The organism is Hirschia sp. (assembly GCF_058892565.1).
The window spans coordinates 1-12,676 of record NZ_JBZXVU010000015.1 but is presented as its reverse complement, the minus strand read 5'-3'; the positions used below and the strand labels follow the sequence as shown (position 1 = coordinate 12,676).

The 12,676-nt window shown below is 45.8% G+C and carries 14 protein-coding genes; 2 read left to right on the top strand and 12 right to left on the bottom strand.

Annotated elements, in window-relative coordinates; translation table 11 throughout:
- Positions 1 to 513, top strand: a complete 513-nt coding sequence (locus tag AC5EF3_RS06105; protein WP_493547418.1) for a hypothetical protein — start codon at positions 1 to 3, stop codon at positions 511 to 513.
- A 535-nt stretch (positions 514 to 1,048) separates the two neighbouring features.
- Here the strand turns inward: AC5EF3_RS06105 and AC5EF3_RS06100 are convergent.
- Positions 1,049 to 1,819 carry a TlyA family RNA methyltransferase gene (locus tag AC5EF3_RS06100; protein WP_493547417.1) on the bottom strand — a complete coding sequence of 257 codons (771 nt, stop codon included), beginning with the start codon at positions 1,817 to 1,819 and terminating at the stop codon, positions 1,049 to 1,051.
- A 25-nt stretch (positions 1,820 to 1,844) separates the two neighbouring features.
- Positions 1,845 to 2,504 carry a DUF938 domain-containing protein gene (locus AC5EF3_RS06095; protein ID WP_493547416.1) on the bottom strand — a complete coding sequence of 220 codons (660 nt, stop codon included), beginning with the start codon at positions 2,502 to 2,504 and terminating at the stop codon, positions 1,845 to 1,847.
- A gap of 64 nt (positions 2,505 to 2,568) precedes the next feature.
- Between AC5EF3_RS06095 and AC5EF3_RS06090 the strand changes: the two genes are divergently transcribed.
- Positions 2,569 to 3,066: a GNAT family N-acetyltransferase gene (locus AC5EF3_RS06090; protein ID WP_493547415.1), complete on the top strand. Its 498-nt coding sequence runs from the start codon at positions 2,569 to 2,571 to the stop codon at positions 3,064 to 3,066.
- A 22-nt stretch (positions 3,067 to 3,088) separates the two neighbouring features.
- Here AC5EF3_RS06090 and dxs read toward each other — a convergent pair whose 3' ends face one another.
- From dxs to AC5EF3_RS06040, 10 genes are all read right to left on the bottom strand, one after another.
- On the bottom strand, positions 3,089 to 5,017 hold the full coding sequence (dxs, locus tag AC5EF3_RS06085) for a 1-deoxy-D-xylulose-5-phosphate synthase (protein WP_493547414.1): 1,929 nt from the start codon (positions 5,015 to 5,017) through the stop codon (positions 3,089 to 3,091).
- Between the two features lie 31 nt (positions 5,018 to 5,048).
- On the bottom strand, positions 5,049 to 5,960 hold the full coding sequence (locus tag AC5EF3_RS06080) for a polyprenyl synthetase family protein (RefSeq protein ID WP_493547413.1): 912 nt from the start codon (positions 5,958 to 5,960) through the stop codon (positions 5,049 to 5,051).
- Positions 5,957 to 6,214: an exodeoxyribonuclease VII small subunit gene (locus AC5EF3_RS06075; protein WP_015827028.1), complete on the bottom strand. Its 258-nt coding sequence runs from the start codon at positions 6,212 to 6,214 to the stop codon at positions 5,957 to 5,959. The genes AC5EF3_RS06080 and AC5EF3_RS06075 overlap by 4 nt, the downstream gene beginning before the upstream one ends.
- Positions 6,215 to 6,291: 77 nt before the next feature.
- Entirely contained in the window at positions 6,292 to 6,942 is a 651-nt protein-coding gene (locus AC5EF3_RS06070; protein WP_493547412.1) for a histidine phosphatase family protein, read from the bottom strand.
- 212 nt (positions 6,943 to 7,154) lie between these two features.
- On the bottom strand, positions 7,155 to 8,366 hold the full coding sequence (locus tag AC5EF3_RS06065) for a GNAT family N-acetyltransferase (RefSeq protein WP_493547411.1): 1,212 nt from the start codon (positions 8,364 to 8,366) through the stop codon (positions 7,155 to 7,157).
- Between the two features lie 93 nt (positions 8,367 to 8,459).
- Positions 8,460 to 9,347, bottom strand: a complete 888-nt coding sequence (gene lepB, locus AC5EF3_RS06060) for a signal peptidase I (protein ID WP_015827025.1) — start codon at positions 9,345 to 9,347, stop codon at positions 8,460 to 8,462.
- Complete coding sequence (locus AC5EF3_RS06055) at positions 9,344 to 9,664, bottom strand: YbjQ family protein (RefSeq protein ID WP_493547410.1); 321 nt, start codon at positions 9,662 to 9,664, stop codon at positions 9,344 to 9,346. Before AC5EF3_RS06055 ends, lepB begins: the two co-directional genes overlap by 4 nt.
- A gap of 1 nt (position 9,665) precedes the next feature.
- Positions 9,666 to 9,989 carry a hypothetical protein gene (locus AC5EF3_RS06050; RefSeq protein WP_493547409.1) on the bottom strand — a complete coding sequence of 108 codons (324 nt, stop codon included), beginning with the start codon at positions 9,987 to 9,989 and terminating at the stop codon, positions 9,666 to 9,668.
- A 118-nt stretch (positions 9,990 to 10,107) separates the two neighbouring features.
- Positions 10,108 to 11,241, bottom strand: coding sequence for an MBL fold metallo-hydrolase (locus tag AC5EF3_RS06045; RefSeq protein WP_493547408.1), 1,134 nt, complete (start codon positions 11,239 to 11,241; stop codon positions 10,108 to 10,110).
- 119 nt (positions 11,242 to 11,360) lie between these two features.
- Positions 11,361 to 12,428, bottom strand: a complete 1,068-nt coding sequence (locus tag AC5EF3_RS06040; RefSeq protein WP_493547407.1) for a trypsin-like serine peptidase — start codon at positions 12,426 to 12,428, stop codon at positions 11,361 to 11,363.
- Positions 12,429 to 12,676: the final 248 nt, after the last annotated feature.

Genomic DNA, 12,676 nt, shown 5'->3' with positions numbered 1-12,676 from the left:
ATGAAAGACCGCGTCTTCTCGACAACCTATAAATCAAACCTCACATTGCCGTATATTGTCGTACCACTGATACTTGGTGCAATATTAGGGCTGATAGGTATTTATCTTGATAGACTCGTTTTCACGCTTTCATCTGCCATTTTCACATCATTTGCAGTCTGGCATTGGCCTTTCCTAGATTCTAATAAACCAGTTTTAAAGCTCACGGCGCAAGGCGCAGATATTGACGGTATCGGCCGCATTCCTTGGTCAGCTTTTAAACAAGTTGAACTTGTCGAAAAACGAAAAAAAAACCAAACGCCATCTGAAAATTGTGGTCTCAGGATTATTTTGAATTTACCGCTTTCCACTGCCGCTCAGCCACTTAAACATATGGATCGCCCCAATTGGCAGAAACCTCTAACAAAAGAAATAGATAAGCAAACTTTGCATATAGAAGCAGGATGGTTGGTTGATAGCCAAATTGACGTTGCAAATGCATTTGCATGGTTTTTAAAACCAATCCAAAAATAAACTATAAATAGCTATTCCTTCATTTTCCATTCATCTCAACAATGACAAATCATTGACTGCTGGAACTTTGGGGACGACGTGAAAGCACCTTCTTTTATTATGTTACTGCCGTTTAATCTGCTGGATATAATAAAAGAAGGACCAAAGTTTCGTTTTATTTTATTGTCCATATATTCGATACTTGACGATACTTGCTCAAAACATCATTTAGTTGAAATGAACACAATAAACCCTGAAAAATAGCAAATGGCTTCTTTAAATTGAATTTTAGAAGTTTTATTTATTTAAAATTGCAAAATATGTGATCAATAACACATTGAAAAACAACTTAATTTCGTATGAGAAAAGCACGATGACATTGCATTTCTTTCCATACGTAAGCTAGAATACCGAAAGAAATTTGTTAGAATTTTCTAACCCACAAGCTATAAGCCCGTCCCCCCAACCCAGGGCTTATAGGCCCGGAGTGTCGTTACAATGCAAGTTGAAGCGGCACTCCGGTGCCATAAAATCTCAAACTCGAAACAACTTTAAATTAGGGCGTCCAACCCTGCTTAATACGTTTGGCATGGATCAAATATTCTCTATTGCCATCACCGCCCTTAATCGGACTCGTACACGACTTTTCTATCTGCCAATCTAGTTCATCTAACCATCTGTCAAATTGCGTTCGTGCCTTTGCGACAGCGCCCTGATTGGAAACAATTCCGCCCTTGCCAACATTTTCTTTTCCAACCTCAAACTGAGGTTTGAATAAAGTAATCAAATCAGCCTTTTCAGACCCCAATCTCAAAACCGGTTTCAACAATTTCGATAGGCTAATAAAGCTCGCATCACACACAATGATATCTGCTGGTGTATCGATCAAATTCTTATCGAGTTTACGTGCATCCGTGGCTTCATACGAAATTACACGCGGATCAGCTTTCAAGCTTGGGTGCAGCTGATCGCGCCCCACATCTACCGCGTAAACTTTTCTTGCTCCAGCACGCAATGCAACATCAGTAAACCCGCCCGTTGAGGCACCGATATCAAGAACGATTTTATCCGTCATATCGACTTTAAAAACATCAAGCGCATGTGCCAGCTTCATCCCGCCACGAGAGACATAAGGATGCGCTTTTTCTGCTGTAATAACTTGCTCAGCTGAAACCTTTGTCGATGCTTTCTTGCAGACATCGCCATCTATAGTCACTTTTCCTGCTTTTATGGCTGCTTGCCCCTGAGCGCGCGTATCCATAAGGCCGCGCGTCACCAATGCGAGGTCTAGGCGTTGCAGACCATCGGGAGAGGTATCATCTGACATTTCTTATATGCTTTCTAAGTAGCGGTTAAACACGCGCATGTTCAAACACCACGCTAAAATTATTGGCAGGCATATCATGCACATTGACCAAATGCAGGTCTGCCAGTTTAGCCGCTGGTATTACCTCGCCTTCCAGATCACGAATACCCCAATCACTGTTTCTATCTCTTAGATTTACATCAAACGCAGCATTAGAATCAGATATTTGCTGACCATTGCGCTTAAATGGTCCGTACAAAAACAGTCTGCCGCCATCATTAAGATATTTCTTTGCACCAGCAAACAAGCCTAGGGAAACTTCCCAAGGTGAAATGTGAAGCATATTACAAGACAAGATCGCATCAATTTTGCCATCAATGCCCCAATCCTTATTGGCAGCATTAATCACTTTAATATCTTCATATTGCGCCTCAACGCCTGCATGTTGCGCCCAAGCTCGAATACTGATTTGCGCTTGTTCTTCTAGATCACTCGCAATCCAACGCATATCTGGCGCATCTTTCAAAATATGCGCCGCGTGCTGACCAGTGCCTGACGCAATTTCAAGAACACGTGCATTAGCTGGGATTTCTTGCAAGAATACAGATTTAATCACATCACGATTGCGTTCAATAGATGGAGAAAACTGACGTCCATCTTCCGACGGATTTATTTTAAAGGGCTCGGGCTTATTTTCTGATTGCAAGACAAAATCCCTTGGTTATCTACTAGAACACAAATCAGTTCGATATTTGGATACACGCACACTCATGATTATTGTAAACGCAGCAGAACCGCATTTAAATGGTATTCTGGAAATATATAATCATGCAGTCCGTGAATCCTTTGCGGTTTGGACTGAACGCGAAGACACTCTCAATGACCGGCGCGCATGGATAAATAAGCTTCAAGCAAATGGATATGCCTGCATCGTTGCCGTTGATTCTAAAAACGATGTTTTAGGCTATGCTGGTTATGGTGTGTTTCGTGGCAAGCCCGGTTATGACATTACAGTTGAGCATTCCGTTTATGTTGCCGATAGCGCACAAGGTAAAGGCGTGGGTAATGCTTTAATGACAGAATTAATCAATCGCGGCATCGCCGATACGCGTCTTGAAAAAATGGTCGGCGCAATAGATGCGGGCAACCCTATCTCTATAAAACTGCACGAAAAATTCGGCTTTAAAACTGAAGGCATTTTACGCGGCGTCGCCACCAAATGGGGCGAACACCGAGATTTGCAATTCATGGTCAAAGATATCCGCTAAAGACTGAAACTATCTCCAGCCTCTATGACAGCACAACACCGCCAACAATCAGCTTAAGCTTAGCAACATCTCCGCGTCCCAAAGCAGCAATCGCTTGCGTTGCAATCGCTTTGGCAGAAAGGCCTGCATCTTCATACATAAGCTCAGGCTTGTTTTGATCTTGGAACACATCCGGCAACGTCATTGGACGGATACGCAATCCATTATCTAGCGCGCCCACTTTTGCTAAATGCTCAAGCACAAAAGAACCAAAACCACCACGCGCGCCTTCTTCTACTGTGATCAGCACTTCATGCTCTTTAGCTAAGCGCTCAATCAGATCAGTGTCCAATGGCTTTGCAAAACGCGCATCTGCAACCGTTGTTGAAAACCCTTGCGCCTCGAGCATATCAGCTGCGTGCAAAGCCTCTTGCAAACGCGCACCAAGTGCCAAAATGGCAATGGTCGTGCCCTCTTTAACGATACGTCCCTTACCAATTTCCAATGGCTCAGCACGTTCCCAAAGGTCAATACCAATACCTTCACCACGCGGGAAACGAAATGCACTTGGACAATCGTCAATCGCGTGTGCCGTTGCGACCATGCGCTGTAATTCAGCTTCATCAGACGCCGCCATCAACACAAAGTCAGGCAAGGCCCCTAGATAGCCGATATCAAAAGAACCAGCATGGGTCGCACCGTCCGCCCCAACAAGGCCAGCACGGTCAATCGCAAATCTTACCGGTAATTTTTGAATCGCCACATCATGCACAACACTGTCATAGGCGCGTTGCAGGAATGTTGAATAAATCGCACAGAATGGCTTCATTCCATCAGCAGCCATCGCCGCAGCAAACGTCACACCGTGCTGTTCTGCAATGCCAACATCAAACATGCGCTCAGGGAAAGCATCCCCAAATTTATCCATGCCCGTACCAGACGGCATAGCCGCAGTTATCCCAACAATGCGTTCATCATCTTTAGCTAAACGAATCAGCTCTTGCGCAAAAACATTTGTATAGCTTGGCGCATTCGGCTTGGATTTGGCCTGTTCACCCGTGATCACGTTGAATTTAGAAACACCATGATATTTATCAGCGGATTTTTCAGCAGGCTCAAAGCCCTTGCCTTTTTCCGTCACGACATGAACCAGAACCGGTCCATTTTTCATGTCGCGCACATTTTCCAGCACCGGAATAAGCGTATCTAAATCATGCCCATCAATAGGACCAACATAATAAAAACCAAGCGCATCAAACATCGCCCCGCCAAGCGCGAAGTCTCGTGCATAATGCTCGGCTTTCTTAGCGGGTTTTTCCAATCCAACCGTTTTCGCCATCATCTTTCCGGCTTTGCGGAATTGACGATATCCTTTGGAAGACACTGTCTTAGACAAATAGTGACTCAACGCGCCGACCGGCGGTGCAATCGACATGTCATTATCATTTAGAATCACGATCATGCGCTTATGCAAGCCGCCCATATGATTCATGGCTTCATACGCCATACCAGCCGTCATAGAGCCATCGCCAATCACACACACAACATTGCGGTCTTCATCTTTTAGATCGCGCGCTGTGGCAAATCCGGCACCCGCCGAGATAGATGTTCCTGCATGTGCAGCGCCAAATGGATCGTATTCACTTTCAGAGCGTTTTGTGAAACCAGATAATCCGCCGCCCTGACGCAGTGTGCGAATTTCAGCGCGTCGTTCCGTCAGTATTTTGTGCGGATAACATTGATGGCCAACATCCCACACCAGCTTGTCATCGGGTGTATCAAAAACTTTATGGATAGCGACAGTCAACTCCACCACCCCTAGGGCAGAGCCTAAATGCCCACCCGTGGTCGACACGACATCAATCGTCTCCCGACGAAGCTCGTCGGCGACTTCAACCAATTCCTCAATCGACTTTGTCTTGAGATCAGCTGGAGACGAAATAGTGTCTAGTAATGGTGTTTTTTTATTCATTGTATTATTCAGACTATACAAGTTTTCGCTTTTAGTGGCGACGATCTAGCACAAAATCCACGGTTTGTGTCAAAGTAGTGGCGCGACCACCAAATACTGACAAGTGTTGCTTTGCTTGATCTGCTAACATTTCTATACGCGAAATCGCACTTTCTTCTCCCAAAAGTGAGACGAAATTCTGTTTCCCAGCATCTTTGTCTTTAGAAACAGCTTTACCTAGAACAGCCTCATCCCCCTGCACATCCAATAAATCATCTTTAATCTGGTATGCCAGCCCCAAATCAGTCGTAAACCCTGCAAGTGCCTGATGTTCGTGCTCGTTTGCACCGCCAATAATAGCACCAAATTCTGCGGCGCATGATATCAACGCACCTGTTTTCATACGTTGCATGCGTGCAAGAATGTTTAAAGCGTCCTTATCATCAAAAGATGGAGCCATATCAATCATCTGACCGCCGACCATACCGCGTGCACCAGAGGACAAAGCTAACACCTCAATCAATTTACACCGCACGCCCGCATCACCATGCGTTTCGGTATTGGCCAATATTTCAAAAGCCAAAGCCTGCAAAGCATCTCCCGCTAACACAGCCGTCGCTTCATCGAAAGCCTTGTGTACAGTTGGAAGTCCCCGCCGCAAATCATCATCATCCATGCAGGGTAAATCATCATGAACCAATGAATATGCATGCACACATTCAAGCGCACTCGCAGCCCGCAAGAGAGACTTTTCCGGCGCATCAAACAAACGTCCAACTTCTATGGTTATAAAAGGTCGAAGTCGCTTACCACCCGCCAATGCCCCATGACGCATAGCACGCATTAGCTGGGCTTCTGGGCCTATTGCAGGCGGTATGAACTTGTCGAGTACAACTGTGACTTTATCAGCGCATTCAGCGAGGCTCTGTTCAAAACTGGCAATTGCATCCAATTGCTCAGTCATGAAATATCGCTTGCTTCGACACCAGTCGCAGACATTCCATCAGATCCAACAATGATCTTTTCAACCTTCGTTTCGGCAGCTTGGAGTTTCTTTTCACAATGAGATTTCAACGCTTCCCCACGCTCATATATGAGAATGGAGTCTTCCAATGCGACGTCACCACTTTCCAATTGCTGAACAATGCGCTCTAACTCTGCCAGAGCGTCTTCGAAGTTCATTTTTGGAATGTCCTTGTTCGACGATGCAGCGGCCATGTTGATCCTCCGGTTTTTATAAGAGTGACGAACCATACGATTCTCAACGCCTTCAAACAAGCGTTGAAACCGTTTAATTAGCTATGTTTTTCATAAATTCGGAAGGACCAATAGCTATCGCCGCCGTCATGTATGCATTTCCACCCGCGTCTTTTTAACTCAGGTCGCATCATTCGATTAAACCAACCATGCGCAGCAAGCACAGTATCCTCGCCAGATGCAGCCTGATTTATCAGCTTCTCTACCGCGTCTTTTGCGCGTTTACGTGCCTCTACTTGGCTCTCCTGACCACCAGAATGTCCAAAGCACCAAGATACACGCGAAATCACATTCCATCTTTTGGGAAGAAACTTCCAAAAATCCGACCAATCAGGTGGCGGTAAAGGCGCTTCGATAAAAATAGAATCTTGCCGCACTTCTCGCCCCAATGCGATTGCCTGCGCTGTTTCAATCGCTCTTGGTCGAATGCTTGTATTTATGAAAGGTGCATTCTTTGTCGCTTCCAGCAATTGCTTTGAAGGTCCTTGCCCATCATCTTTCAAGGAAGCTTGTTCATAGGAGGCCCACCAATCCAGATATTGACGAGCCGTCAGCCGAGGACCTAATTCACGATCTTTGGCGGGCTTACCATGGCGTGCAATAATAATGCGGCCAAATTTGTTTGATGAATCACCCATAGAGCCAGCAAGTTTGGACGCAGAAATATGATTGTCTGGCTGCTGCGGCACTGATTAAACAACCCTTTATTATTATCTTACACCACCAACCGGAAAGTGCAGACATCCCAAATCCAGATCCTCGGTGTAGCCGCCTCTTTATGGATGAGCAAGCCTGACTTACAATTCACATTCAATTTCATGCAGAAGGACGCTGAATAGCGACTAAAATACCATTTTTTTAATCAGCCTACGAACTTAAAAAAATGATCCCAACCGACAAGTCAAGAATTGCGCAGCGCCCGCATTATCCCGTCTTTACGACTTGTCATTGTCTGTTCGGTTGCCAAAATCACATCCAAACGACGCCGTAATTTCACTGCAATCTCAGATATTGGACCAAGTGACGCCTCTTCTAGATTATTCCAGACTTCCCCGCCTATACCCCGCACTGCACCGCCGAGCGAATTGCCCAACAACACCCCATTACACACCGGCACGTACCGACTAGCATAGTATTTTTTGTAATGCTCAGCTCCAACCCCCAGATCAGCCGTCTGAATGCCTTCATGACAAGCCGCTTCCAGCAAACGCGTTTGTAGCAACATGCCAGGAGAATATGTGTGATATTCAGGATTGTATGCTGAGATCCAACCATGCAGTAAATTATCAGTTCTCAGCCCAAATTCAGCTGCCATAAGTTTGCCATCACACCGTAAAGTCGTCAGCACCCCCGCCAAATGCGGCGTCTGTGATTGAAAACATTTGTGCAACATCTGGCGCGTCCAATCTGGCGATAAAACATCGTGCAGACCAGTTCTTTGAAATTGCTCTCGCTTCCACTCTATCAGCTGATCTAAAGCCTCTTCGGATGGGTCGTGAAAGACAAGCTCCAGCTTACCAACTTCTTTTTCAGCTTGTCGCCACAAACGACGTGATTTCTTAAAATGCTTTGGATATTCCGAGCGCCGCGACTCTAGATAAGCGTCATACCCTACAGACAAATCAGCGATAAATGCACGCGCTTTGCCCCGAATGTTCAATCCAAATTTCAACAATTCTGGATCAAGTTTAGAAATATCAATCGGCAGGTCAGCATCTGCATTGTCTGCATTCCATACATCAGCCGAATCAGTCACCACTGGCATTCCCGAAAAACTATACGCAGCCCCTTTAACATATGAGAGCATTTCACCCGCAATATGCTCATATCCTGCCTCAAGGATTGGCCCGTTATAGTCCGAGAATGGCGCACCAACTGGCCGCGCTAAACGCAGTCCCATCCCAGACATTTGCACAGGCAATATGCCAACAATTACACCCGCCTCATTTCTTGCGACCACAATTTTGATATCTGACCGAACCTGCCCAGCAATACTGACAAAATCAGGTGTGAAGTAGGGACTCACATACCTTGTATTATCATGGCAAATCTTACGCCAAGCAACCACCATTTCTGGTGATATTTCTTCTGGAGACACAACTTCAAACTGCATGAAATGGACCATAAAAAACCAAAAACACAAATCGACCGGCGCGATACGACACTCTTGCGAAAATCACACCAAAGTCACAGCTTCAATGTTTTTTTACAACCCTTTCCATACTCGGGAAGTCGGACATTTCGATTCTGGGGTCTTTTTACATCTAGACAATGTAAACAACACAGTTTCACCGCGCCCCATAAGATGGTCAAAAGGAACATATCCTATCGTCGTTGCTTGCGTGCCCACTCTAAAGCGACGCCCACCCCATCCTGTTGGATCTTGGTTGTATAATTCTATATGACCGAAAGGCGCACGTGAATCTTCAGAATTGTCTCTATTGTCACCCATCATAAACACATGATCTTCAGGCACTTCAAACACAGGCGTATTGTCGTAAGATTGTGCTCCAGCAAATTTATGCGTCAGATAGGATACGCCATTAGGCAATGTTTCACGGTATTCAGTCGTGTTTTCTGCCATTGCACGTCCATGCGGCGCATAGCGGAAACGGCGCACAACTTCACGCTCAACCGCCTCACCATTTATATGCAAATGTCCATCAATCATCTGAATGCGATCGCCGGGCAGACCAATTAGCCGCTTAATCATCACCTTGTTGTCATTGGGATGACGAAACACAACCACATCCCCTCTCTTGGGAACTGACGCGAACATTTTTTGATTCGGGTTTGATTTGTCTTCCTTGGTAAACCAAGTGCCTATACCAAAAGCTGGAGAATAACGGTCATATCCATAGGCATATTTCGCAACGGCAACACGGTCACCAATTTGTAGATTCGGCACCATGCTTTCAGAAGGAATAGAACGCAGTTCAAAGGCAAGAGACGTCAACAAAAGCCAGATTGGCAAGAAAATGGCAATTGTCATGCCTGTTTCTTTGGCTTCGTGAATCCACCAAGCTAGACCTGTCAGTTTCTCAGTTTTTTCTTCGTTCACAGGCTCGTTGTCTACGCCAGTTTCAAGAGTCATTTCAATCGTACCGCCGTACCATAAACTAAAATTTCCGCAGCGCCCTGCATGATTGTGGAGGTTGTGATTCGCATTGATACAACCGCATCCGCACCAAGACTTTGAGCATGCGCAGTCATACGATCTAGCGCTTGCTCGCGGGCTTCCGCGATAAGTTTTGTATATTCCGACACTTCACCACCCACCAATAAACGCAAAGCTGCGACCACGTCATGCCCCACATTGCGCGCGCGCACAACATTGCCACGTGCGATACCTACAACTTCGGCAATTTCTCCATTGGGGACTGTTTCCGCCATTGTCACTAGAACTGTCATGCTATCGCTCCACATTCTTAGAATAATAATTGTCTTCGCTGCTTGTAAGACGGTCCACAATGACTTTCACAACCAAAACGCCCACGCCAATTATAGGCAATCCCACAGTCAGTCCTATCAATGCGATAAAAACCGTTGTCCCACCTCCATCTGTACGAATGGAGGATAAACCCGATGCAAAGCCAAACAAAAAGACGGCGGCATAAATGAATATGCCCGCTCCAATAAGGCTAATGCCCAAAATCGTCCACCCGCTAGGATATGACTTTGAGCGAGATGTTTGCTGATTTCCAAACGGCGGATGATTGGTAAATTTATCTTGCAAAAATTGTCCCTCAACCATCAGGACAATATCACATCTGCCCTATCTAAATTCCAAAATCCTGCATCTTTTACTAATGCACAATATTCAGAGAGACTAGAGCGACATCAATATCTTAAGGTCAAGTCCCATCATCATTGGGTTTAGCTTGATATCTATACACGCCACCCACCAATGTCCGGCTCACCCGACCGCGCAAATAAAGATAATTCAAATGCGCGACGGCTTCTCCAGTTGCGGTGAAATAGTCTCCTTTTCCAATCTTGCGAAAGAAAAGTGTTCCAAATACGTCAAGTGTGGTCGCTGGTTCTTTTAATTTATTCCAAAGACGCTCTATCTGCCTTTGATGGCCCTCAATCAGATTTGTCAAACGTTGATGCGCCCCCTTAAAAGGTCGATTATGCGCCGGAAGCACAAGCACATCGGCTGGCACTTCTTTGATCAATTTGGCGCAGCTATCCAACCAATCGGTCAATGGGTCTGCCTCTGGTTCTGTGGGATAAACAGACACATTTGATGAAATGCGCGGCAATAACTGATCTCCAGAAATAAGCACATTCAACTCTTCACAATAAAGACATACATGCTCAGGACTATGACCATTCCCCACTATTATACGCCAATCGCGTCCGCCGATTGAAAGCACATCCTTATCTTGCAAGCGGCGAAAAGCTTCAGGCAATGGCCAAACCATCTGACCAAAAAAACCAAATTTCTTGGTATAATGGTCAAGCATGTCTGCATCCCAACCCGCCTGCGTATAAAACTTTATACCTTCCGGCGGTGCCGCGCGGCCCGTATCAGCAACGAGCATACGGCAGAACACATATTCAGCCTGAGACATCCATAATTCACAGTCAAATTTTCGTGTCACCCAACCCGCCAATCCAATGTGGTCAGGATGCAAATGCGTTCCAATTACGCGCGTAATAGGTTTCCCCTTTAGGTGATTATCAAACACCTTTTCCCAATGATTACGGGTCTCTTCCATCGACATACCCGTATCAACGAGAGTCCAACCATCGTCTTCTTCAATGAGCCAGAGATTAATCCAGTCCAGCCCTTTAATCGGCAAAGGCATTGCCACCCACAAAATACCCGGCGCGACTTCAGTCACTTCACCCGGTTCTGGGTGTTCTTCAAAAGGATAATCAAGTTTCACGCGGCCAGTCTTGCCAAAAAACTCTTCTTTACGTGCTTTGTCTGCAGCGATCGCTTCTTCAGATGTTAAAGCGCCTTCGGCTGATTTAGGCATATTTGGCGTATCCTTGGCTTGGTTTTACTTTTAATTTGAAACCAATCTAGGCATAGCCGCTTCACATTGAAATACTGCCGTTGAGGAAATCAACGTCAACTAAACCATCTCAGCAACACCTAAACCCCTGTCATATCGGACAGAACGCGAGATAACAGGCTTATAAAGCTTTGGCCAAGTATGGGTGAAAATGTTGTGTCATCGCTTCGCAATGGCTTGTTAGAATTAATACCCGTCACCACCACGCCGTCTTGAGTTTGCGATAACCAAGGCCCACCTGATGACCCTTCCGTGAGCTGATTTTCTGCTTCCATCACCCCCAAAGCTGATGATTTCAAGCGCCCTGTGGACGCATAAAGATATTGCCCATCAAAAGCATATTTCGCTGTAGGGTTTTGCGGATATCCCAAACTAAATGTCGCTTCTGGCGCATCAGGACTAGCAACTCTCACACCTAATGCGCCTGTTTTTTGCACAATGGGTTTATCAAGAACGACAAACGCAAAATCATGAGGACTGGTTGGTTCCCCTTCTTTGGGAGACACCCACCCTGTCAAAACATATCCGCGAATGCCAGCCCATTTTTCTGTTTCCACACCAGCGCGATAGCTCGGCTCAAATATTGTCCAATCAGCCAAACCAGACACTTTCGAAGAAGCTTTTTGCCCCGTTTGGCTCTCAATATCTCTATTTCCAGATTTGGCATTAACAGCACGCGAAAAAACACAATGCCCCGCAGTCGCAATGACGCGGTCGGATACAACCCATGCTGTGCAATGACGCACCACACCCTCAATACTATAACTCAGGCGTCCAATCGCTGTATAAGGATATTGAGATTGATCAATAATGGCTTCTGTCAGTTCACCCGATTGACGAACCTCATCTAACCGCTTTTGCACATGCGGAGTGGGCACTCCGTGGATTTCTGGTCGCCCATAATAATGTAAACTGGCAGGCGGGGTCGCAATCAAAACTTGCCCATTACTGGAAAGCGCGTCCAACTCACTTTTCAGCGCCTCAGGATTATCAACTAAATCATGGGTAGGTTTGGATGGACCATATACTTTATCTGGCATTTGAGCAGGTATGGAGGCTTGTGCCAACAAGTCAGAGCCGGAGCGCTCATATCCTGCAGGCGGCGTCATCTCAAACACGATCGGCTCTAATGCAGAAGCGTCATCCATTCAGGTTTTATCCTCCAAGATATACAAAAACGGCGCAATAAAGCGCTCTTATATACATTATCACGCCCTGACGGGACATAACGCCTCTTCCGGTTTGGCGCACGATGGGCCATAAGCTTTCACAGAATTTAAAAAATTATGCCTTAAGAAAGTGTCTTCTCTATGGTCGACAAGTCAAAATTACCTTCGCGCCACGTCACGATTGGCCCTAAAAAAGCACCTCAACGCTCATACTATTACGCTATGGG

Bases quoted from the DNA above. Each gene is read 5' to 3' on its own strand.
- AC5EF3_RS06105 (WP_493547418.1), top strand. From the start codon at position 1: ATGAAAGACCGCGTCTTCTCGACAACCTATAAATCAAACCTCACATTG.
- AC5EF3_RS06100 (WP_493547417.1), bottom strand. From the start codon at position 1,819: ATGTCAGATGATACCTCTCCCGATGGTCTGCAACGCCTAGACCTCGCA.
- AC5EF3_RS06090 (WP_493547415.1), top strand. From the start codon at position 2,569: ATGATTATTGTAAACGCAGCAGAACCGCATTTAAATGGTATTCTGGAA.
- dxs (WP_493547414.1), bottom strand. From the start codon at position 5,017: ATGAATAAAAAAACACCATTACTAGACACTATTTCGTCTCCAGCTGAT.
- AC5EF3_RS06080 (WP_493547413.1), bottom strand. From the start codon at position 5,960: ATGACTGAGCAATTGGATGCAATTGCCAGTTTTGAACAGAGCCTCGCT.
- AC5EF3_RS06075 (WP_015827028.1), bottom strand. From the start codon at position 6,214: ATGGCCGCTGCATCGTCGAACAAGGACATTCCAAAAATGAACTTCGAA.
- AC5EF3_RS06065 (WP_493547411.1), bottom strand. From the start codon at position 8,366: ATGCAGTTTGAAGTTGTGTCTCCAGAAGAAATATCACCAGAAATGGTG.
- lepB (WP_015827025.1), bottom strand. From the start codon at position 9,347: ATGACTCTTGAAACTGGCGTAGACAACGAGCCTGTGAACGAAGAAAAA.
- AC5EF3_RS06055 (WP_493547410.1), bottom strand. From the start codon at position 9,664: ATGACAGTTCTAGTGACAATGGCGGAAACAGTCCCCAATGGAGAAATT.
- AC5EF3_RS06045 (WP_493547408.1), bottom strand. From the start codon at position 11,241: ATGCCTAAATCAGCCGAAGGCGCTTTAACATCTGAAGAAGCGATCGCT.
- AC5EF3_RS06040 (WP_493547407.1), bottom strand. From the start codon at position 12,428: ATGGATGACGCTTCTGCATTAGAGCCGATCGTGTTTGAGATGACGCCG.